Genomic DNA, 23,484 nt, shown 5'->3' with positions numbered 1-23,484 from the left:
TTAATGAAAATTTCATATAACTGGCTCAAGCAATTTATTAAGCTTGATTGGGATGCAGAAAAAGCTGGGGAGTTACTAACTGACTTGGGGCTTGAAGTAGAAGGAATCGAAACCTATCAAAGTGTGCAAGGTGGCCTACAAGGTGTAGTTGTTGGACAAGTTATTAGTTGTTCACAACACTCTAATGCTGATAAATTAAAAGTAACCAAAGTAGATTTAGGTACTGGAGAACCTGTGCAAATTGTATGTGGTGCTCCCAACGTGGCAGAAGGTCAGAAAGTTCCAGTTGCAACTATAGGAACAAAACTATATAATCCAGATGGAGAAGAATGGACCATAAAGAAAGGTAAAATTCGTGGAGAAGAAAGCCATGGAATGATCTGCGCTGAGGATGAACTAGGATTAGGAAAAAGTCATGATGGAATTATGGTTCTGGACAAAGATATTCCCGTTGGAACACCTGCTGCTGATATTTTTGATATAGAAAACGATCACGTATTCGAAATTGGTTTAACACCAAACCGGGCGGATGCTATGAGTCATTGGGGTGCTGCTCGAGATCTAAAAGCGGGTTTACAGCAAAAAGATCTTAATTTAGAACTGATCACTCCATCTGTTAGTAATTTTAAAATAGAAAACAGATTACATAAATTTGATATCGATGTAAAAAATCCTGAATTAGCACCAAGATATTGTGGTGTTTCTATTTCTGGATTAAAAGTAGGAGAATCTCCTTCTTGGTTACAGCATCGATTAAAGGCTATTGGTCTTACTCCAAAAAATAATGTCGTTGATGTTACTAATTACGTACTACACGAACTAGGACAACCTTTACACGCTTTTGACGCCAATTACATAGAAGGAAATAAGATAGAAGTTAAGACTCTTAAAGCTGGAACAAAGTTCACCACATTAGATGAGGTAGAAAGAGAGCTTCATTCGGAAGATTTAATGATTTGCGATGCAGAAAAACCGCTTTGTATTGCTGGAGTTTTTGGTGGAATTAATTCTGGAGTAACTGAAAAAACCACTTCAATTTTCTTAGAAAGTGCTTATTTTAATCCTGTAAGTGTTCGTAAGACAGCCAAACGTCATGGACTAAATACTGATGCTTCTTTTAGATTCGAAAGAGGTATAGATCCTAATATCACAGAATACGCACTAAAAAGAGCTGCATTACTTATACAAGAATTAGCAGGTGGAGATATTACAAGTGAAATTACAGACCTCTATCCTAAAAAGACAGAGGACTTTCAGGTATTTTTATCTTTTGAAAATACAACAAAATTAATTGGTGAAGAACTTCCTCAAGAAACTATTAAAGATATTTTAAGCTCACTAGAAATTAAAGTAAATAGTGTCACAGAAGGTGGTCTAGGTCTTACCATTCCTGCATATCGAAATGATGTTCAGCGAGAAGCAGATGTTATTGAAGAAATTCTAAGAGTATATGGCTACAATAACATTAAGTTTACACAAAAACTAAATGCATCCATCTCTAATATTGATAAATTTTCTGATCATAATATACAAAACACCATTTCTAACCAATTGGTAGGTCAAGGATTTAATGAAATGCTAGCAAATTCTCTAACCGCTCCAGAATATATTTCTTTATCAGAACAATTAAATGCTGATAATAATGTAGAAATGCTAAACCCATTAAGTAATGACCTAGCAGTATTACGTCAGTCTTTGTTATTTTCTGGATTAGAAGCAGTTTCTTACAATATTAATAGGAAACGTTCTGATCTCAAGTTTTTTGAGTTTGGTAAAACCTATCATAATTATGAAAATGGAAGAATTGAAAACAAACATCTTACCTTACTAGTTACAGGAAATAAGACGAAAGAAAGCTGGAAAATAGGACAAGAAAAAAGTGATTTCTTTTATTTAAAAGGAATTATCGAAACAATCCTAGATCGTTTAGGGATTAAAAGATCCAAAACAACTCCAGCTAAAAATGATATTTTTTCTGAAGGAGTTTCTTATAGTCTAGGAAAGTCTAAATTAGTAGAATTTGGAATTGTAAAGAAATCCGTATTAAAGCATTTTTCAATTTCTCAAGAAGTATTATTTGCAGACTTTAACTGGGATACAATATTAGAGTTCGCTAGACGAAGTAAAATTAAATTTAGAGATATTCCTAAATTCCCAGAAGTTAAGAGAGATTTTGCACTGTTATTAGATAACACTGTTACTTTTGAAGAAATTCATACTATTGCGAAACAAACAGAAAAACAACTTCTAAAAAACATTAATTTATTTGATGTATATGAAGGGAAGAATTTGCCTGATGGTAAAAAATCATATGCTGTAAGTTTTACATTGCAAGATGAGCATAAGACATTAACAGATAAGCAAATTGATAAAATCATGAATAAGCTTCAGTATAATTTTGAGAACAAATTAGGAGCAGAATTACGATAAAAAAGCAATCTCATTATAAAAATCACAATAGTGCCTTTAAGTTTCTTAAAGGCACTATTTATTTAATAAAACAATACCTTTAGCCTTAAACCTCAATAATAGTAGTAAATGACAGATAGGTGACACCTAAATGACGTACTAAATACCAATAGCAATTAATAGTTTTGTCTTGTACAAAAAACATAATCATGGAAAATCAATCTATTTCTAAAAACTTACTATACCAACGTAAATTAAAAGGCTACACACAGGAAGAGTTATCGGATAGAACAACCGTAGGAATAAGAACTATCCAGCGTATTGAAAAAGGAGAAGTAACTCCACATTTACAAACCATAAAACTATTAGCAACAGCTTTAGAAATTAAGGTAGAAGACCTCTTACCCATAGAAAATCCAAAAGAAGAATCTATACAACAAAAATGGCTATTACTATTGCATGCTACACCCTTCTTAGGACTAATGATTCCTCTATGTAATATTCTATTACCCGTTTTTCTATGGATCCACAAAAGAGAAGACAACAAAATCTACGATGTACACGGAAGAGCAATTATAAACTTCCAGATAACAATGACAATATTGTTCCTATTATCATTTATCGGTTTAGTTACAATTGAAGGTGTTGGCTTCTTTTTATTTATTGCGGTTATTCCTTTTTGTGTTATTGTAATGATTATCAATATAGTTTCTGTTCTAAACTCTCAAAAATTTTATTATCCTTTATCAATTCCATTCTTAAAGAAAAACAAATCAATAAAACATATTAACTTTTTGATCATTCTAATATCGATAGGATTCATAGGATGTACTGATACCAAATCAAAACAAATTGTTAGGCTTGATGGCTCTGTAATCACTAAAGATTCCTTAACCTCTAAAGTAAACCAATTAGTATATGATGCGAATGTCCATGGTATTGCGATAACTCTTTTTAATAAGAATCAAATTACGTATCAAAAAACTTTCGGATATAAGAATTATAACCATAAAAAGCAGCTAACTGATTCTACTAATATGTATGGAGCATCTTTTAGCAAAGCTGTTTTTGCTGTGTTAGTAATGAAACTCGTAGAAGAAAATGTGATTGACCTAGACACTCCTTTAGAATCTTACCTCCCAAAAAAAATACACGAATACAAACCAATGACCAGATGGCATGATGATTTCTCTGCTTTACAAACAGATTCTCTATATCATAAAATTACTGCAAGGATGTGTTTGGCTCATACAACTGGTTTTCATAATTACAGATGGTACGAACCTGATCATAAATTAAGAGTTCATTTTGAGCCTGGGGCTCGTTATAGTTATTCTGGAGAAGGGTTTATCTATTTACAGGTAATATTAGAAAAGCTACTTGGCAAAGGGCTTGAGGAAATAGCACAGGAAAAAATATTTGAACCATTAAACATGAATCATTCTAGTTACCAATGGAATAAAAAATTCGAAAATGACTTTGCTCATGGACATTCTAAGGAAGGAAAACTATTTAAAAAAGATAAAGATAATGAACCAAGAGGTGGAGGAACATTAGAAACTAGCACTAAAGATTACAGTAAATTCTTGGAAGCTGTATTACAAAACAAAATTATTACAAAAAGTTCATGGGATGAAATGTTCAAGCCACAAATAAGAATTCGAACATTAGCCCAATTTGGCCCACTATCCCATAAAAAGAGTGATATTAATGATGCCATTCAATTAGGCTATGGATTAGGCTGGGGAGTTTTAAATTCTCCATATGGCAAAGGAGCTTTTAAAGAAGGACATGGTGATGGTTTTCAACATTATTCTATATTATTCCCAAAAGCTAAAAAAGGAATCATGATAATGACCAATAGTGATAATGGAGAAAGTATTTTTAAAGAACTACTAGAAGTTGCATTAGGGGACATCTACACCCCTTGGAAATGGCAAAACTATGTTCCCTACAACCATAAAGAAAGTGAATCTAGAAATTAATTCAACATTTGTTAAAAACAATGAAATCTTGTAATCTATATCGTAAATACTTAATTTAGTGGAGCTAAAGAAAAAGACATGCTATTTCCAAAAACCAATATCGAAAAAAAGTTAACTCAACTTAAGAACAAGCAGTTTAATCCTTCTATTTGGGAAAAACAAGTTGAGTCTATTTTTGAACGAGAAGAGAAAAAAGATCACCGAATTCTTAAAACTCTAGAAAAAGGCACTACGTCTGAAACAAATGATTTCATTTTTGATAATACAGAAAGTTCTAAAATTTATCATATTGATCAAATTAAAAAAATATGTGTTGATTATCGATTGCGTTTTTTAGATACTAAATATTTTAAGGGAAAACTTCCTCAAGAAGCTATTTCGCAAATAAAGGAGTTAGAAAAAACTCATAATACAGAATTAAAAGGGTTTAAAATTATAGCTCCGTCAAAGCTATTTAAGTTAGCTAATGCTGATGACCCTTTATTATTTGCCCCAATGGGTAATGATTACTATTATTTAATTCATAAATGGGGTGATGATCTTCATCCATTTCGTAAAATAATGATGTGGTTTTTTAAGAGTTTTGAAAACTTATTAATTCTTACCTTTTTAGTAAGTCTTTTAGTTACCTTTATGGTCCCACAAGGTTTATTTAGCAAAGAAAGTAATACTTCAGAATTTATCATGATATTCTTTTTTATGTTTAAATCTGTTGCTGCAGTAGTTTTATTTTATGGATTCGCATTAGGTAAGAATTTTAATACTGCAATTTGGGATAGTAAATATTTTAATGCATAAAAAAACACATATGTTTCCAGAAAGTGAATATGAAAGAGTATACACGGGAAGTCTAATTAATATACAATTTCTTCAAAATATACTGCAGGATAGCGGTATTAATTCTATAACTAGAGATGACATGAAATCAGGTATGGCAGCCGGTTTTGGCGGTGGAATTCCGGATCACATTCAGCTATTTGTAAAAAAGACAGACGTAGAAGAGGCTATTCCTATTATAGAAAAAAGTTTATCTTAAAGTATTATGAGTCAAGAAAACAATAACCCAAGGAAAAACTGGGATTTTATGATCGGAATAGCATTGGTCCTATTCGGAAGTTTTCGGTTATACCAGCGTACAAGAGTTGAATTTGAATGGAATTATAAAATTTTTCTTACAATTTCATTTATCCTATATGGAGGTTTTTTAATTTATAGACATCTTCAAAATAAAAATAATACTTCGGACTAATTTCCCTTTTTCGGGATTTTACTCATTGCACGCTCAGTTATAGCTGTAATAGATAAAGAAGGATTTACTCCTGGATTTGCAGAAATCATAGATCCGTCGCATATATACATATTCTTATATCCAAATACTCTGTTATTTTTATCAATCACCCCATCTTCTGTGGTAGCAGCCATTACTGCTCCTCCTAATATATGAGCTGTAGACGGTATTCCTGCTAATGGTTCTAGTCCAAAAACAGTTTCTTTACCTTCTGTTAGTTCAGAATATTGTTTTGCTAAACTAAGTGATTGTGGTATAAAAGCACTAGGTTTTTTACCTTCTGCAATACTCGTATTCATAAACCCTAAGGAGTTTCGTTTAAATTTTAATGTACTATCCAATGTTTGCATAAACAAAAGAATAGCTGTACTCTTACTCCAATCTTTAGCCGTATATAATTTAAGATAAGATATTGGGTGGCTTATAAAACTTGTGATCATTTTAGTTACCCGGACAACGGTATTCTTACCATGGGTTAAAGGTAAGTGTGATAATCTCCAAAATCCAGAACCTTTAGCATACCTAACAATCTCTAGATGACTATTCTTATCAGTAGTCAAAATAGATCCTATAGCTACACCTTTTGACATATCTTTATTGCCATTTAAATTAGTTACACTTATCAGACTTTCATTATTAGTTCTGATATCGGATCCTAAATGATCTGATAAATTAGGTAAGGATTCTTTCTTTAGTTTTAGTAATAATTTTATTGTTCCTAAAACTCCTCCTGAAAAAACAATCCCTTTAGCTTTTAATTCTTTTTTAGAACCAAATAGTCTGGTAGATGACTTATACTTAACCGAGTATCCATCTAAGGAATGAGTTACATCGATAACTTCATTTTCTGCAAGAACAGTAGCTCCTAATTGCTGTGCCAAGTATAAATAATTCTTATCTAATGTATTTTTTGCTCCAACCCTACATCCGGTCATACAGCCACCACAAAAATTACACCCAGTGCGATCAGGACCTTTTCCATCAAAATACGGATCAGGTACTTTTTTATCAGGAGTTCCAAAAAAAACAGCTACATCTGTTTTAGAAAAACCCTCTTTAATATTCATTTTATCAGCTAATTCTTTAAGTGCCTTATCTCCATCGAACAAATATGGGTTTTTCTGAGCTCCTAACATGGTTAATGCTGTTTGATAAAATGGTCTCAATTCTGACTGCCAGTCCGCTAATTCCTTCCAACTACCAGATGTAAAAAAATCTCTTTTAGGGACCGGTAATGTATTAGCATAAACCAACGAACCTCCTCCTACTCCTGTACCAGAAATTACTACAACATGTTTAAAAAAAGACATCTTCATAATTCCAAACCATCTTAAAAAAGGAACCCAAAGCCATTTTCTAAGATTCCAATTTGATTTAGGGAAATCTTTGGGTTTATACCATCTTCCTTTTTCGATGACCAAAACTTTGTATCCTTTTTCTGAAAGACGTAATGCACTAACTGATCCTCCAAAACCGCTACCAATTATTACATAATCATACTCTTTTTCAATATTCATACTTTTAATATTATATCGGTTTTTGGAGTGCACATACAAGTAAGTATATATCCTTGATTTATTTCATTTTTTAAAAGAACAATATCTTCTCTAGAATTCCAGTTTACTTCCCCTTTTATCAATAAAGCTTTACAAGTACCACAATCTCCCATTTTACAAGCATGTGGTAATGTGTTTTTAGTTTTCATTGACCCTTGTAATATTGTTTCAGAACTATCGGTATTAAAACAAAATTGATTGCCACTCATCGTTATATCAATTTTACGTGTTACACCAGAAAGTTTATTAACGTTCTGAGAAAATTCTTCCACTTTAATTAAATTATCCAAAACTCCAAGCCCACCTAACACTTTCTTAGAAGCTTCCATCATTGCCGATGGACCACAGATATAAAAATAGGAATCTACCGATAACTTTGATAAATATTTGTGTTGTAAATCTGCATTCAATATTTCGAAACTTAATATTATAACTATACGGTTTGTATAGCGTAAAGAAAGTTCTTTAAGTTCTTGATCAAATATTACTTCTTCTTTATTCCTAGATCCATAAAGTAATGTCACCTTTTCTTCTGAAGTCCTTAAAACAAATTTGATCATAGACATGATAGGCGTAATACCGCTTCCGCCGGCAATAAAAACAAATGGTTTACTAATACTTTTTGGCAATAAAAACTTACCAAATGGACCAGAAACTCTTAGCTTATCCTTCTTCTTTATAGTATTTACTAAATGATTAGACAACTTTCCTCCTGCTATTCTTTTTATAGCTACCGCAAGCTTTCCTGTAACAGGATCCTCACAAATAGAATAACACCTACTTATTAAATCTTCATTAACGAAATCTGAAATAACTACATATTGACCAGCTTCATAAAGAAAAGGAATCTGGTCTAAATTTTTGAAAACAAGTTTAATAGTGTTTGATGTTTCTCTATATACTTCTTCTACTAATAAAACGTAATTCCATTTTTTTCCTAATTGAATATCTACATATGTATTTTTCTTGTCTAACAATTTCAAATCCTGATCTCTATAACCCTCAATCACAGATTGTTTTTCTAATAATTCGGATTCCATATCCAAAAAACAACTTCTATATTTATAAAAGGGTACTCTAGGGTGTAAATGATGTATTAGATGATAACTTTGGTATAGTGACAGAAACTCTAAGCCTGGAATCGTAATGATACGTGTATTATGATACCTACTTAAATTATTATGTGGATAATGTGGTAACCAATCAAAAGAAAAAGCCAATACTGGTGCCGCAATAAGTGCTGATAAAATAAAAACAAAAAACAACGCACTTCCATATCCCAAAAAAATCACAGCGCTTAAGATCGTAGTAAGAAAAAATAAAAATAAAATAGATTGACCTCTAATTTTGTTCATTGCTTCGTTCTTTTTACTGTCCTTACCTAACGCTAATTCGAAATAATAGCCGATCAATGTTAGGCAACGAAAGAAAATTGACAAAGGATTACTACCATTAACATAATGATCTGGATCATTTACCGGATCATTTGTATGTGCGTGATGTCTAAGATGTATCACTACAAATGCAGAAAAAGGAAATATCAAAAAGAAACTAGATACCCAACCCAAGGCTTTTTCTAATTTTACAAACGACTGAACTCCTCCAGAAATATTACCATGACTGGCTTCGTGGGCAATTGTAAACATCCCATAAGCTATCAAAGCTCCAATAATAGAGGTCCATATTGGTGAGAACCCTAATAAATAAAAATTCCAAAGCAAAATATATCCAATACATAAAATGGAAAACAAAATTATAGTTGGCCAGGCTACTTTTCCCGAATATTTTTGCCAAACTGCTTGATTTTTCACAGGTCAAATGGTTATGTTTGAAAAAGATATTTATTTTTTCGAACTATTTAATCAAATATAGTTCGATTATTAGAGAATACCAAATATGGGAAGAAAATCAATTCATCGAGAAAGAAAGGATAAAACTAAAAAGGTAGAACAATGGACTCAAGCTATACTTCCTAAACTGAGTAATATGGCTCTTGGAGAACTAACTATTGATGATCTAGCGCTACTAATGAACAAAAGTAAGTCTACGATTTATCAATACTTTGTTACTAAAGAAGAAATTTTTGAATACATCACTCAAATAAGGGTTGATCGCCTTAAAGCTTATAAAAACGAAATTTCTGGCGAACTGTCTACTATAAACTACCATTATGAAACCTTAGCAAAGATTCTAGCTGAAGGAGTTAAAGATATTTCTCCTTTTTATCTAAAGCAATTACAAACGCATTATCCTAGTGCCTGGAGTATCGTAAATGACTTTTTACAGGGTTTATTAGATGACCTTAAACATTTTTATGTTTTTGGAATAGAGAATAAGATGTTTAAGGAAGTTTCTCCCGAATTATTAATCAAACTGGATGAATATTTTATCATGCAGCTTATTACTGATCATACTTTCTTTAATAATAATCAGCAAACTTTAGAATCTGCAATCAAAGAATATATGTACATAAAGTTCGAAGGTTTGGTATTAAAATAACAAAAAAATCTCGTTGTTTGCGAGATTTTTTTACTTAGTAAAAACGTATTCATTAAACATTAACGGCATACATCTTATCTCGTAATTCTTTAATTTTTTTATCACTCATATATTCATCAAAAGTAGCGTAACGATCAATTACTCCATTGGGAGTTAACTCAATTACTCGATTTGCTACGGTTTGAGCAAACTCATGATCGTGTGTAGTGAAAAGAATAGTACCTTTAAAATTTTTCAAAGAATTATTAAATGCTGTAATTGATTCCAAATCCAAATGGTTTGTTGGTTCATCTAACATTAATACATTTGCTCTTGTCATCATCATCTTAGATAACATACATCTAACTTTTTCTCCTCCGGATAATACATTTGATTTCTTTAACGCTTCTTCTCCACTAAAAATCATTTTACCAAGAAAACCTCGAATAAATACTTCTTCTCTTTCTTCTTCTGTAGTTGCCCACTGACGCAACCAATCTACTAACGTTAAATCATTCTGAAAATATTCACTGTTATCCGCTGGCAAATAAGATTGTGTAGTAGTAATACCCCAAGAAAAAGTACCATTATCTGCTTTTTGTTTCTCATTAAGAATTTGATAAAAAGCTGTAGTCGCTCTAGAATCTTTTGAAAAAACTACTACTTTATCGCCTTTAGCTAAATTAATATCTACTCCTTTAAAAAGAACATCTCCTTCTATACTTGCTGCCAACCCTTCTACATTAAGGATTTGATCTCCCGCTTCTCTATCTCTTTCGAAAATAATTGCTGGATAACGACGACTAGATGGTTTAATATCCTCTATATTTAATTTCTCGATCATCTTTTTACGAGAAGTAGCTTGTTTTGATTTTGCTACGTTTGCACTAAAACGAGCTATAAATTCTTGTAATTCCTTCTTTTTCTCTTCAGCTTTTTTGTTTTGTTGCGCTCTTTGTCTTGCAGCTAGTTGAGATGATTCATACCAGAATGTATAATTACCACTATAGTTGTTAATTTTTCCGAAATCAATATCTGAAATATGTGTACACACAGAATCTAAGAAGTGACGGTCGTGAGAAACAACAATTACGGTATTATCATAATTGGCCAAGAAATTTTCTAACCAAGATATGGTTTCATAATCCAAATCATTGGTAGGCTCATCCATTATCAGCACATCTGGACTACCAAACAAACATTGTGCAAGTAACACTCGTACACGCTGTTTAGTATCTAAATCTGCCATACTTGTATAATGTAAATCCTCTTTTATCCCAAGATTAGATAACATAGTTGCAGCATCACTATCTGCATTCCATCCATTCATCTCTTCGAACTGTACTTGAAGTTCCCCTATTTTCTCTGCATTCTCATCTGTATAATCAGCATACAAAGCATCAATTTCAGTCTTAATCTTATACAAATCTTTATTACCCATGATGACTGTTTCTAACACAGTATATTCATCATACGCATAATGGTTTTGTTCTAAGACTGACATGCGCTTTCCAGGCTCCAAGTGAACATGACCTGAAGTTGGTTCAGAAACACCAGAAAGAATCTTCAAAAAAGTAGACTTTCCTGCCCCGTTTGCTCCGATAATACCATAACAATTACCTTGCGAAAAGGTAGTATTTACTTCATCAAATAAAACTCTTTTACCGAATTGTACTGAAAGATTAGAAACTGATAACATAGGTATAAATTGTATTTTCGGCAAAAGTAGAAAAATGGATCCAGAACTTGAAAGAATATAAAAGTATTTTAAATGAGAGTTTGTCAAATAAAAGTTCTTGTCATATCATACTTTCGCAACATAAGTAATTATTAAAGCTCCCTACGAATTGCCTAATAATAACACAATTAACGTATTCTTAACAAATCTTAGAGGTCATTCCATTTATTTTTGAATGTTTGTCAGTTTAATAATAGCACCCAAAATGTATTTCTTCAGGATAAAATATTTTATTTATATCTCGATTATTGGTTTTTGTTTATGTGGTTGTGAATCAACAACTACAGAGATAACGAATGAACATATCTATTTCGGTGGTGAGATTATCAACCCTAATGCTGATTATATTGTTCTTTATAAAGACAAAGATTTTCAGGACACGATTTATTTAGATAAAAACAATAGGTTTTTACATAAGATAGAAGGTATTAAAGAAGGTTTATACTCCTTTAGACATAATCCAGAATTTCAGTTGATATTACTAGAAAAAGGAGATAGTATTCTAATGCGTCTAAACACATTAGAATTTGATGAATCTTTAGTTTTTACTGGAAAAGGAGCTAGGAAAAATAATTTTCTAATTGATATGTTTTTGCAAAATGAAATTGAGCGCAATCAATTACAAAAAAGAAAATTTAAAAAAAGTCCTAGATTCTTTAAGAAAGAACAAGACTCCTTATTAGACATAAGAATCAAAAGATTTGATCGTCTTACCAGTAAATACAACATAAGTGATCTTTCGAAAAAAATATGTAGATCTAGTTTTGAGTATGATTTCTTTTCGAGATATGAATTATATTTATATAAATACCAATACCACAGACTTAAAAATCTTGATCCAAACAAAGAGTTTTCCGAAGATTTTTTCGATTACAGAAAGCAGGTTAATTTTAATGATAATGATCTAATGAGGTTATACTCGTATAATAGATTCCTTAATCATTATTTCACCAACTCTTCCTACACAAAATACATGAATAAAAAATCTTTTTCTAAAAGTAAAGTTGAGTATACCATGTATAAGTTGGATCTTGTAGATAGTTTAATCGAACATTCTTACATCAAAAACAATCTTTTAAGAGGTATAACGACTAATTTTATTTTAGATAATAAAAATGACTATACTTCTCAAAAAGTACTTAATCATTACTTATCTATAAGTACCGATAAAAAGATCCAAAAAGAACTGGTGAAATTAGCAAAAGCTACTGCTAGATTGAAACCAAATAGTATTATTCCTGATCAGGATCTTATTTCTTCCAACGGAGAAATGACTAAGCTATCCTCTCTTTTCGAAAAGCCTATTACTGCTTTATATTTCTGGTCTATTGAAAGAAAAGATCATTATATCCAAGCACATAAGAAAACTGATCATTTAAGTAAAATATATCCAGATATTGATTTTATCGCTATTAATACGGATGATGAACAAACGGACAATTGGCTAAAAACGATTAATCGTCATAATTACGATCTATCAAATGAATATGAGTTTAAGTTTCCTAAATGTTCTTCTGATGAATTGGTTATTCATTATTCTAACAAGGTAATTTTGGTTAATCAACAAGGAAAAATAATCAATCCAAATGCTGATTTATTCTCATCAATTTTCGAAAAACAGTTGATGAGTTATAGCAGAATGGCAAGTATCGAAAAACAAAAAACTGTTCTCGACTAAAAGAACAGTTTTTAGAATTTTATTATTTCAAAAAAAATTAGTTTCCTTTTTTGTAGTCTGCTAAAAACTTAGCTAAACCGATATCTGTTAAAGGATGTTTTAGTAAACCTTCTATTGAAGAAAGAGGTCCTGTCATAACATCTGCTCCAATTTTTGCACAATCGATTACATGCATCGTATGTCTTACTGAAGCTGCTAGGATTTGTGTATCGAAACCATAGTTATCGTATACCATTCTTATTTCTGCTATTAAATTAAGACCATCTGTAGAAATATCATCCAATCTTCCTATAAACGGAGAAACATAAGTTGCTCCTGCTTTTGCAGCTAATAAAGCTTGTCCTACTGAAAAAACTAATGTGCAATTAGTTTTAATTCCTTTATCACTAAAATATTTTATTGCTTTTATACCTTCTTTAATCATAGGTACTTTTACAATAATCTGATCATGAAGTTTAGCAAGTTCTTCACCTTCTTTAACGATTCCTTCAAAATCTGTAGAAATCACTTCAGCACTTACATCTCCAGTAACTATATCACATATTTTTTTATAATGCTCTATAATATTATCCTTCCCTGTGATACCTTCTTTAGCCATCAATGATGGATTTGTAGTTACTCCATCAAGTACACCTAGATCTTGTGCTTCTTTGATTTGATCAAGGTTAGCAGTATCAATAAAAAACTTCATATTGTTGTGTTTAAATTTATGATTTATTTATTATGATTATTAACTATAATATGTTTTTAAAATATGCGGTCAAAATTACAACTTATAATGATTCATTAGTAATTTCTCATATACTTTATCTGGTAAAATTCGCTTTAAAACCACAGAGAATTTCTGCATAAACGCACCAACCTTATAATGTACCTTAGGACTAGAAGTACAAATAACCCTAAACACTGCTTTAGCCATCTCATCCGGGTCATTACCCTCATCTACATGTTCATCCATTAATTGTAAAGAATCACCATATGATTTTTCGTAAGGAGAACCACTGACAACTGGAGCATGATACCTTCCTGCTGCAATATTAGTAGCAAAATCACCAGGGGCAATATTGGTCATATGAATATTAAATGCTTTTAACTCCATTCTCCAGGCTTCTGTGGTTATCTCTAAGGCAGATTTAGAAGCACTATAAATTCCACGATATGGCAATCCCATGTATCCTGCAATAGAAGTTATATTAATAATTAAACCACTATGCTGTTTCCTCATTAAAGGCAACACTGCTTTAGTGACATTGATAGGCCCAAAATAATTGGTCGTAAAATTCCTTATAATCTCTTCTTCTGGTATTTCTTCTAAAGGTCCTGTAATTCCTGCTCCCGCATTATTAATCAAAACATCCAATCGTCCGTGTTTCTGCTCAATTATACTAACAGCATTAGAAATACTTTTTTTATCCGCTACATCAAGTTGCAACAAAGTAAAAGCATTAAAATCCGAAAAACGCGAAGGGTTTCTACTAGTACCGTATACGATATATCCTTTATTGGTAAGAAATGTACCGATAGATTTTCCAATACCTGAAGAACCACCGGTTATTAAAACAACTTTAGAGTTTTGATTTGCGTTCATGTTCGCAAATATACATTCGGAATTTAGAATTATGAATTTAGATTTACGAAATAAACTTAAAAATACTTAAAAGACGAAACTAAAAGGCATAAAAAAAGGCAAGCTACCTACATCACACTGCTACAACCGTTTACCTTTGCTGCGTTCCCGCCCTGGAGGATTCAACAGGAGCTAGTTGTGTAGGACTTGCCGCTGCAAAGATACAATCTTTACTATATAAAACAATGATTTTTTAAACCCAATTAAAATAAATATCTTGCTATAAATATTACCAAATATCATGAACAAACGTAACCTCTTCGTCATCATTACATTATGTGCTATTATTTTTTCTTGTGGTAGTAATATTGAGACGAAAAAAAAACATTTTTCGATTAAAACCGATAATAACCAGACCAAATATAAGCTTGGAGAAACCATAAAAGCTAGTATTGTTAATGACCAAAACATCAAAATTGATTCTGTCGTTTACTTTTTAGAAGATATTAGATTAACAACTAATAATGAGAATCAATTAGAAGAAAAAATCGATAACGAGAGATTGGGAAAACACCTTCTAAAAGCTATTGTTCATTATAAAGGAAAAGAGGAAGATATCTATCAAAAACTTTCTTTTTTTAACAACGCCCCTCCTAAATTATATAAGTATAAAGTTATAGCAGAATATCCCCACGATCAAAATGCTTTTACTCAAGGATTAGAATTTATTGGTGACACACTTTATGAAAGTACTGGTAAAAATGGATTGTCCTCATTACGTAAGGTAGATTACAAAACTGGAAAAGTGATTATCAAAAAAGATATCGATAAGAAATATTTTGCAGAAGGTATTACTATTATTAATGATAAAGTGTTTCAACTTACATGGCAATCTAAAGAAGGTTTTATCTACGATTTAAACACTCTAGAAAAAACAGGAAGCTTTGCTTATAATAAGAGTAAAGAAGGATGGGGATTATGTAATAATGGTAATCAAATATATAAAAGTGACGGTACTGAAAAAATCTGGATATTAGACGCAGAAAGCTTGGCAGAAAAAACATTCATTGAAGTTGCAACTCACAACAAGGTAAAGTCAAAATTTAATGAATTAGAATGGATAGAAGGAAAAATTTATGCTAACACTTGGCAAAAAGACGGAATTGCTGTAATTAATCCAGCAAATGGAGCTGTAGAAGCAGTTATTAATTTATCTGGTCTAAGAGAAAAGGTGAGTCAACATTCTGATCTAGATGTGCTAAATGGTATCGCTTACAAAAAGGACACGAAACAATTATTTGTTACCGGCAAGAATTGGGACAAACTTTTTGAAATTGAGATAATTAAGTAATCAAACACCTAATCTAATTTTACATTTAAAACAATTCTTTTGTAACATCAGAATAAGTACTTCGTTATTATTATAGACAGATAATAAACCGTACCTTTGCGGCTTATTTTTATTTATATGAACAAATTTGAAGCATTAGGCCTCGGTGAAGCCATTATTAAGGCGGTGAATGAAATGGGGTTTGAGACCCCAAGTGAAGTACAGGAAAAGGCTATCCCTATTTTGCTTAATGAAGAAACGGATATTGTTGCTCTTGCACAAACCGGAACAGGAAAAACCGCTGCATTTGGTTTTCCTTTAATAGAAAAAGTAGACATTGATAGTAGAATCACGCAAGGGTTAATACTATCTCCTACCCGTGAACTTTGTTTACAAATTACCAATGAATTAAAAAACTATTCTAAGTTTAGTAAAGGATTGCGTACTGTAGCCATTTATGGTGGTGCAAGTATCCATGATCAAGCTAAAGAAATCAAACGTGGAGCTCAAATTATTGTAGCAACTCCAGGACGTATGCAGGATATGATCAATAGAAAGATGGTTGACATATCTAATATCGGTTATTGTGTTCTTGATGAAGCAGATGAAATGCTTAACATGGGATTCTATGAAGATATAACTTCTATACTTTCTCACACACCAGAAGATAAAAGTACTTGGTTATTTTCTGCTACAATGCCAAAAGAAGTTTCTACAATTGCAAAACGTTTTATGCACAATCCTATAGAAATTACTGTAGGACACAAAAACACAGGATCTAAGAATGTTTCTCACGAATATTATGTAGTGAGTTCTAGAGATCGTTATGCTGCTTTAAAACGTCTAGCAGATGCAAACCCAGACATTTTTTCTGTAATATTTTGTCGTACCAAAAGAGACACACAAAAAGTTGCAGAAAAACTTATTGAGGATGGATATAATGCAGCTGCCTTGCACGGAGATCTAAGTCAGAACCAACGAGATTTGGTGATGAAGAGTTTTAGAAATCGACAAATACAGATGTTAGTGGCCACCGATGTTGCTGCAAGAGGTATTGATGTAGATGATGTTACTCACGTGATTAATTATCAACTACCAGATGAGATAGAAACCTATACGCATAGAAGTGGTAGAACAGGACGTGCAGGAAAAAGTGGTGTATCTATGGTTATCGTTTCTAAAAGTGAACTTAGAAAGATTAAGTCTGTAGAACGAATCATCAAAAAGAAATTTGAAGAAAAAGAAATACCAAGTGGTGAAGAAATATGTCAAGTACAATTATTTCATTTAGCAAATGATATTGCTAAATCGGAAATTAATGACGAAATTGAAAGCTACTTACCATCAATTAATGAGGTATTAGAAGATTTTACTAAAGAAGAACTTATTAAAAAATTCTTCTCTGTAGAATTCTCTCGTTTTCATAATTACTATAAAAACTCTAAAGATCTAAATGCATCCAGAGATAGCGGTGGAGATGGATCTAGAGGAAGAGACGGAAGCACGCGTTATTTTATTAACGTAGGTGAAAAAGATGGATTTGATTGGATGACCCTAAAAGATTTCTTAAAAGAAAACTTAGGATTAGGAAGAGATGGAGTTAGTCGTGTTGATGTTAAGGAAAGTTTTTCATTCTTTAATACAGACTCTGAACACCAAGATGCAATTCTTGCAGTTTTCGAAGATTTTAGAATAGAAGGTAGAAAAGTTAACGTTGAGATCTCTAAAGATTCTGGTCGAAGCCGAGGCGGTAGACGAAGAAGAGATAATAACGGCGGTGGCGGTTTTAAAGGAAAGAGAAGAAGTGATGGTTTTAAACCAAAAGGAAGAAACCGTCGTGATAATGATGGTGGTGACCGCGGAGGTAATGGAAGAAGAGACCGAAGAAAACGTAGTGATCGTAGATAATTTTTCTATGAATTAACTAAATTATATGATTTTTGGTCCGATTTTTATGTTATGTTCGTATAGATTGGTCGTCATATATAGTAGTTAACGATATAGAATAATTATAAAAATAAGCTTTTGAAAAGATTTTTAATATACATATTACTTATTGTAGGCATCAGTATTAATGCCCAAGAAACTGATTCACAAACAGTATCGGGAAAAGTACTGAATGCCTCTACTGATAGTAAATTACAGAGTGTTCACGTAGTAAACCTAAGTCAGGTTATAGGTACCATTACTAACAAAGAAGGTGATTTTGAGATTAAAGCTAAAGTTAATGACACCCTATATTTTACATACATTGGATATAAACCTCTTAGAGTTCGAGTTACTAATGACTGGAAAAAATTTGGTGATGTAAAAATCAAAATGACTGAACTTGGTATCGCTCTTGAAGAAGTTGTCGTTGCAGATGTACAACTTACTGGATACTTAGAAATTGATGCGAAAAAAATCCCTGTATATAATAATTACAGATATAGCATTTCTGGTTTAAACTCTGGATATGAAGGAGGTAGCAGACAACCTGGAGCTGTTAATAAAGTGTTAGGTGCTATTTTTAATCCCGCAGACTTTCTCTATAACATTTTTAGTAAACGGTCTAATGAACTGCGTAAGCTAAGAAAGATGAAGAAAGATGATGAAATAAGGAACCTACTGGAAACAAAATTCGATAGAGCTACACTTATGGCATTGCTTCAAGTAGAACGTATCGATATTGATGAAATATTACGTAATTGCAACTATTCTGCTGATTTCATAAAGTTTGCTAATGACTTACAAATTCTTGATGCAATCAGTGAATGCTATGAAGAGTATAAAGTTCTAGATAGAAAATAATAATACATTATCTTATCGAAGGGAATGTAATGATATTCGATTCCCTTCCGAATCTACAAAATAAGCCATGTATCCATGCTCTTCTGATATTTGTGTTTTCTTAGATAGTACTGTCCCTCCAGCATCCTCTACTCTACTTATTTCATTAGCTACATCACTACAAGAAAAATAGATCATAACTCCGTCTTCACTAGGTTTATAATGATCTCCCGCAAGTATTAATGATCCTGTAACTTCACCCGTTACATTTTTATTAGGAAACCAACCCATTTGTAACCCTTCTACTTTGTGGATAGCTATTTCTATTTCAAAAACTTTTTCATAAAAGGATTTAGCACGATCCATATCTATAACCGGAATTTCAAACCATGTAACCATAATTATTGATCTAAAAATTAAGTCTTTAAATTACAAATTAGATTTAAAAACCAATAACTGTTTTATAAAAAAATAATTATCTGTTAACCTTTCTAATTTTTTAATACTAATGGATGTAACTTTTAAATAACATACATACCATGAAAAAATTGAAAATAGTTTGTCTATGCTTAACTTCTTTATTCTTGTTTAGCTGTTCTAATGAAGATGATATAACATTTGTAGATGAAATATCTCTTTTAGAAAAAAGCAATACTATAAACTGGGTAGGAACCTGGAACTCCACTTATGGAGAATTAAGACTTGTAGAAAAAGGACAATTAATATATGGAGATTATGCAGATATTGGCGTCATTTATGGATATAGACATTATATAAATGGTAAAGAATATTTTGAAGGAACTTTTGACAATTACAGGATGAATAGAAAAGGGATAATTCGTTTTGAAATGAATAACTCTAATTTTAATAATTCTTTCTCTGGTAAATGGACTTGGGGTAACACACCAAATTGGTATAATTGGAATGGCACTAAAACATCAAAAAAAGAACCTATTCTTCAAAGTTTTTACAATGTAAAGGGTCGTGTTTTTAATAATAGTACTTTTCAAACTATTCAAGAACCTATATCAATTGAAGTTTTTAAAAACGGAATTAGACACTTTACAACTACATCCGAGAACGGATCTTATTCTCTGCAACTACCAAGAGGTAACTGGGAATTAAAAGTATCAAATGTTGCATATCAGGATTTTTCAAGAAACATTGAAGTAAAAGAGAATTATGACTACAACAATTATTTTACACAAAACATATACTTAACCAAAAGGTAAATCTTATGATTTTAGAGGTATATCCAAGGCTTACTTAATCTCTTTGGATATACTTTTCTTCTATGTTTTAAATAGAATTAAGAAGTACTTGTTCTTTTTTGAAAAATATCGTGTACTACTTCGGATGTATAATTAATTGTAGTTTTATTAGGTTTAATTCCTGTTTTCACTTGTTTAAAAAGTGACTTAATCTTGTTGGTAGGCGACTGTTTTTTGCTCATGACAAACATGTTTTTAGGGAGTTAAAACGATTAGTCCTTATCAAATATAGCGAATTAATTAATAAAACCTCTGATTTAAGCACATTAACCTTTTACGTGTAAACCTTTATTTATAAGTTACTTACAAAAAATAAAAGCAGTATTTATCTAGAATTTGTAACTTATTAAAAATAATTCGTAATGAGTTATTTAGTATCTGTTAGGTATTCTCCTTTCTGTATCTAGCAATAATTTTCTCGTGGCTTTTGATTACTTTTTTAGCCCAATCCAATCTTTTTTCTAATTTTTCTTCTTCTGACAACTTCCAATCGATCTTAGAGTTCCTTAATAAAGATGTTACCTGCTGCAAAATAATAGCAGCTGAAACCGAAATATTAAGGCTTTCTGTAAAACCAACCATAGGTATGTGTAATTTTACATCGGCTTCATCTAAGATCATATCACTTAATCCCTCTTGTTCCTGCCCAAAGAAAAATGCAGAAGGCTTATTAATATCGAAATCTTTTAACTCTATCGAATTATCATGTGGTGTAGTAGCTACTATTTGATATCCTTTATTTTTTAACTCAGCAATACAAGCTTTAGAAGTAGTATATCTATTTATATCTACCCATTTTTGGGCTCCCATTGCAATCTCTCTATCAATACGTTTAGCATTTATTTCTTCTATCACGTGTACATTCTGAATTCCAAAAACATCACAACTCCTAATTACTGCACTTGTATTGTGTAATTGATATACATCTTCTACCGCAACCGTAAAATAATTAGTACGTTCCTCAATTACCTTTTTATAAAGGCCTTGTCGTCTGGGCGTAAGAAAAGATTCTAAATACGCTAATAGTTTATGATCTACCATAGACTGCTAAAATAGGAAACATTGATAATTTAGAGATAAAAAAATTGATCCTGCTTTATTCATTACAAAGATTATTCTGGAAATAAAAGCAAAGAGAAGGTAATAGAAAGACTATTAATAAGGGAGACCTCTCTAATGTCACCCAAACATAAGAGAGGCCATACTAAAATAAGATCAAAAATTTTGTAAAATGTTGCTTAACGTTTTTATTCCCATCGTCATATAAAAATAAAAAACACAATATTTTGAAATTAAATTAGCTCCCATTAACAAATCACATTGTTCTTTCTCATATTTTTTTTAAAATAAAACTTATCAAATCATTTCAATATTTATGCCTAACTATACTCTTAATGATTAAAAAGATCAAAAAATATCGTTTATCATTCTAATAGAATAAATTCACTTCTTCTATTTTCCTGATGTTGTTGTTCATTACAGTTAGTATTATTGTCACATTTATTTACTAATGAAGACTCTCCATATCCTCTACCAGTGAGTCTGGATCTATCTATCCCTCCTTTTTCTACTATATATTTAATTGTACTTTTTGCTCTACGTTCACTCAAAGCCAAATTATAATCATCTGGGGCACGACTATCTGTATGAGAACGAACATCTATTTTTATAGTAGGATATTCTTTCATCGCAGCTATTATCTTTTGTAATTCTATTTCTGCGTCAGGCCTAATAAAAGATTTATCCAAATCAAAGTAAATAATTTGAAGATCTAACACTTTTGCTAGGTCATCACCTGGAAGCACCTCTTTATTACTAAAACCTCCTTTTGATAATTGTAATGGTACTTGATGGGTATACTCTAAAGCTGTATTGGTCAATAGCATTTCTTCTGACGGATTATACCCATCTTTAAGCGCTCTAATGATGTAGGATTTCTCACATTCTACTTCAAAAGTATACACTCCATTATTATCACTTGTTGTTTTATTGATTTCGTTACCATCATCATCCAATAAGATCACATCAGAATTGGCTAATATTTCACCCGTAGGATCCTCTGTTACTACTCCAGAAACATATTGTTTACAGGTAGTTATTAATTCATCTATTTGTTTAAAACTGTAAATATCATCATTTCCTTTACCTCCTTGTCTATTACTAGAAAAATAACCTATTTTAGTTTCTTCATTTAATACAAAACTAAAATCATCTTCCGAACTATTTACTGGTTTTCCTATATTGTATGGTATAGAAAAAGTACCTTCTTCTGGAACTGTAACGAATATATCTAATCCACCTAGCCCAACGTGTCCATCACTCCCAAAATAAAGTCTTCCAGAATCACTTACATATGGAAAAGTTTCTCTTCCCTCTGTATTTATTTTATCTCCAAGATTAATTGGCTCACCAAAAGTACCATCCTCAAATACTTCTACTTTATACAAATCCGACAACCCTCTAGTGCCAGGCATATCACTAGCAAAATATAGATGTTTCCCATCTGCGGTTAGTGCAGGATGAGCAACTGAATACTCTTCGCTATTAAATGGTAGTTCTTCTATATCAACCCATTTATTCCCTTCTAACTTTGCTCGATACAATTTTAAAAGAATAGTTCCACTCGCATCAGATTTAAGTTTCTTTTTTGTGAAATTATTTCGTGTAAAGTACACTGTTTTGCCATCTGAACTAAAAGAGGTAGAGGATTCATGAAACTTAGTATTTATCTTACCCTTCAACTTTTTAGCTGGTCCTAGCACATTTTTTTGTGTTCCAATATCAGATTTATAAAGATCTAAAAATGGCATTTCATTCCATTCGTGAATAACCTTTGACATAGAACTATAGTTTCCTCTTGAAGAGGCAAAAACAAGATTTCCAAGGTTATCGAAACTAGGCGCGTAGTCTGAAAAAGCGGAATTAATATTTATTCTTTTTAGCGTAAATTTTCCAGATTGCATTTCAATAAATCTAAGGTAGTCGCGAGTACTCACGAAGTATACTGCTCGTTGATCCGTATTGGTTATGTTATAAAACATTTCCATTATTTTATCTGCTTCATCATACTTTTTGATACTTTTTAAACTTTGTGAATATCTAAACAGGTATTCTGTATCTATATCATCGGGGTAATCATTTATCATTTTTTCATACCATATAACAGATTTTTCTAATTGTCCATTGAAATAATAAGAGTCTCCAAGTTTTTTGAATAAATCAGCAGAAGAATATCCTTTCTCTGCAACATTCAAATAAATTTTACGAGCATCTACAAACGCGTATCTCTTAAAGTTTTCATCCGCCCTTAAGAGCCGCTTTTCTTGTGAAATCAAAGCACATGAAAACATAAAAATTAAAAATGTAGAAATTATATATTTCATAAAGTTCCTAATCATTTTTTCTAAAAGAATCT

Annotated in this window: 20 protein-coding genes and 1 other RNA gene; 11 read left to right on the top strand and 10 right to left on the bottom strand. The window is 31.5% G+C overall.

Going from position 1 to position 23,484, the window contains the following annotated elements; translation table 11 throughout:
* Nucleotides 1-3 precede the first annotated feature (3 nt).
* The 5 genes from pheT to J8L88_RS21105 all read left to right on the top strand — a co-directional run bounded on the left by pheT (nt 4) and on the right by J8L88_RS21105 (nt 5,643).
* A complete protein-coding gene (gene pheT / locus J8L88_RS21125; RefSeq protein WP_118386622.1) occupies nt 4-2,430 on the top strand; it encodes a phenylalanine--tRNA ligase subunit beta in 2,427 nt (808 codons plus the stop codon).
* Nucleotides 2,431-2,618: 188 nt separating this feature from the next.
* Nucleotides 2,619-4,394, top strand: coding sequence for a serine hydrolase (locus J8L88_RS21120; protein WP_211061769.1), 1,776 nt, complete (start codon nt 2,619-2,621; stop codon nt 4,392-4,394).
* A 78-nt stretch (nt 4,395-4,472) separates the two neighbouring features.
* The gene (locus tag J8L88_RS21115; RefSeq protein WP_118386624.1) at nt 4,473-5,192 is read left to right on the top strand and encodes a hypothetical protein; all 720 of its coding nucleotides are present in this window, start codon (nt 4,473-4,475) and stop codon (nt 5,190-5,192) included.
* Nucleotides 5,193-5,202: 10 nt separating this feature from the next.
* Nucleotides 5,203-5,430: a putative signal transducing protein gene (locus J8L88_RS21110; protein ID WP_027394029.1), complete on the top strand. Its 228-nt coding sequence runs from the start codon at nt 5,203-5,205 to the stop codon at nt 5,428-5,430.
* A 6-nt stretch (nt 5,431-5,436) separates the two neighbouring features.
* Entirely contained in the window at nt 5,437-5,643 is a 207-nt protein-coding gene (locus tag J8L88_RS21105) for a hypothetical protein (RefSeq protein ID WP_027394030.1), read from the top strand.
* On the opposite strand, the gene J8L88_RS21100 is transcribed toward J8L88_RS21105, so the two are convergent.
* Nucleotides 5,640-7,199: a GMC oxidoreductase gene (locus tag J8L88_RS21100; RefSeq protein WP_035085833.1), complete on the bottom strand. Its 1,560-nt coding sequence runs from the start codon at nt 7,197-7,199 to the stop codon at nt 5,640-5,642. The genes J8L88_RS21105 and J8L88_RS21100 overlap by 4 nt on opposite strands.
* A complete protein-coding gene (locus tag J8L88_RS21095) occupies nt 7,196-9,049 on the bottom strand; it encodes a fatty acid desaturase (protein WP_211061768.1) in 1,854 nt (617 codons plus the stop codon). Before J8L88_RS21095 ends, J8L88_RS21100 begins: the two co-directional genes overlap by 4 nt.
* 85 nt (nt 9,050-9,134) lie before the next feature.
* Between J8L88_RS21095 and J8L88_RS21090 the strand changes: the two genes are divergently transcribed.
* Complete coding sequence (locus tag J8L88_RS21090) at nt 9,135-9,737, top strand: TetR/AcrR family transcriptional regulator (protein WP_027394033.1); 603 nt, start codon at nt 9,135-9,137, stop codon at nt 9,735-9,737.
* 52 nt (nt 9,738-9,789) lie between these two features.
* On the opposite strand, the gene J8L88_RS21085 is transcribed toward J8L88_RS21090, so the two are convergent.
* Nucleotides 9,790-11,415, bottom strand: coding sequence for an ABC-F family ATP-binding cassette domain-containing protein (locus tag J8L88_RS21085; protein WP_027394034.1), 1,626 nt, complete (start codon nt 11,413-11,415; stop codon nt 9,790-9,792).
* Between the two features lie 244 nt (nt 11,416-11,659).
* Between J8L88_RS21085 and J8L88_RS21080 the strand changes: the two genes are divergently transcribed.
* Nucleotides 11,660-13,132, top strand: coding sequence for a hypothetical protein (locus J8L88_RS21080; protein WP_211061767.1), 1,473 nt, complete (start codon nt 11,660-11,662; stop codon nt 13,130-13,132).
* Nucleotides 13,133-13,169: 37 nt separating this feature from the next.
* Here J8L88_RS21080 and fsa read toward each other — a convergent pair whose 3' ends face one another.
* The 3 genes from fsa to ffs form a co-directional block, all read right to left on the bottom strand.
* A complete protein-coding gene (gene fsa / locus J8L88_RS21075; RefSeq protein ID WP_027394036.1) occupies nt 13,170-13,823 on the bottom strand; it encodes a fructose-6-phosphate aldolase in 654 nt (217 codons plus the stop codon).
* A gap of 75 nt (nt 13,824-13,898) precedes the next feature.
* Complete coding sequence (locus tag J8L88_RS21070) at nt 13,899-14,720, bottom strand: SDR family oxidoreductase (RefSeq protein ID WP_211061766.1); 822 nt, start codon at nt 14,718-14,720, stop codon at nt 13,899-13,901.
* 93 nt (nt 14,721-14,813) lie between these two features.
* Nucleotides 14,814-14,912: signal recognition particle sRNA small type (gene ffs, locus J8L88_RS21065), an RNA gene on the bottom strand.
* An 88-nt stretch (nt 14,913-15,000) separates the two neighbouring features.
* Here ffs and J8L88_RS21060 point away from each other — a divergent pair.
* From J8L88_RS21060 to J8L88_RS21050, 3 genes are all read left to right on the top strand, one after another.
* A complete protein-coding gene (locus J8L88_RS21060) occupies nt 15,001-16,050 on the top strand; it encodes a glutaminyl-peptide cyclotransferase (protein ID WP_118386627.1) in 1,050 nt (349 codons plus the stop codon).
* Nucleotides 16,051-16,167: 117 nt separating this feature from the next.
* Nucleotides 16,168-17,937, top strand: a complete 1,770-nt coding sequence (locus J8L88_RS21055) for a DEAD/DEAH box helicase (protein ID WP_027394039.1) — start codon at nt 16,168-16,170, stop codon at nt 17,935-17,937.
* 117 nt (nt 17,938-18,054) lie between these two features.
* Nucleotides 18,055-18,819, top strand: a complete 765-nt coding sequence (locus tag J8L88_RS21050) for a carboxypeptidase-like regulatory domain-containing protein (RefSeq protein WP_027394040.1) — start codon at nt 18,055-18,057, stop codon at nt 18,817-18,819.
* Between the two features lie 12 nt (nt 18,820-18,831).
* On the opposite strand, the gene J8L88_RS21045 is transcribed toward J8L88_RS21050, so the two are convergent.
* On the bottom strand, nt 18,832-19,197 hold the full coding sequence (locus tag J8L88_RS21045) for a VOC family protein (protein WP_211061765.1): 366 nt from the start codon (nt 19,195-19,197) through the stop codon (nt 18,832-18,834).
* Between the two features lie 140 nt (nt 19,198-19,337).
* Here J8L88_RS21045 and J8L88_RS21040 point away from each other — a divergent pair, with 140 nt between their 5' ends.
* Nucleotides 19,338-20,030: a hypothetical protein gene (locus J8L88_RS21040; RefSeq protein ID WP_211061764.1), complete on the top strand. Its 693-nt coding sequence runs from the start codon at nt 19,338-19,340 to the stop codon at nt 20,028-20,030.
* Nucleotides 20,031-20,107: 77 nt separating this feature from the next.
* Here J8L88_RS21040 and J8L88_RS21035 read toward each other — a convergent pair whose 3' ends face one another.
* The 3 genes from J8L88_RS21035 to J8L88_RS21025 form a co-directional block, all read right to left on the bottom strand.
* The gene (locus J8L88_RS21035; RefSeq protein ID WP_155839710.1) at nt 20,108-20,251 is read right to left on the bottom strand and encodes a hypothetical protein; all 144 of its coding nucleotides are present in this window, start codon (nt 20,249-20,251) and stop codon (nt 20,108-20,110) included.
* Nucleotides 20,252-20,450: 199 nt separating this feature from the next.
* Nucleotides 20,451-21,110, bottom strand: a complete 660-nt coding sequence (locus tag J8L88_RS21030) for an RNA methyltransferase (RefSeq protein WP_027394043.1) — start codon at nt 21,108-21,110, stop codon at nt 20,451-20,453.
* A gap of 383 nt (nt 21,111-21,493) precedes the next feature.
* The gene (locus tag J8L88_RS21025) at nt 21,494-23,419 is read right to left on the bottom strand and encodes an OmpA family protein (RefSeq protein WP_371813719.1); all 1,926 of its coding nucleotides are present in this window, start codon (nt 23,417-23,419) and stop codon (nt 21,494-21,496) included.
* Nucleotides 23,420-23,484 lie beyond the last annotated feature (65 nt).

The organism is Aquimarina sp. MMG015 (genome assembly GCF_018100855.1).
Lineage (GTDB): Bacteria > Bacteroidota > Bacteroidia > Flavobacteriales > Flavobacteriaceae > Aquimarina > Aquimarina latercula.
Note: the sequence above shows the minus strand (reverse complement) of the source record. Positions and strands in the feature narration are given on the sequence as shown.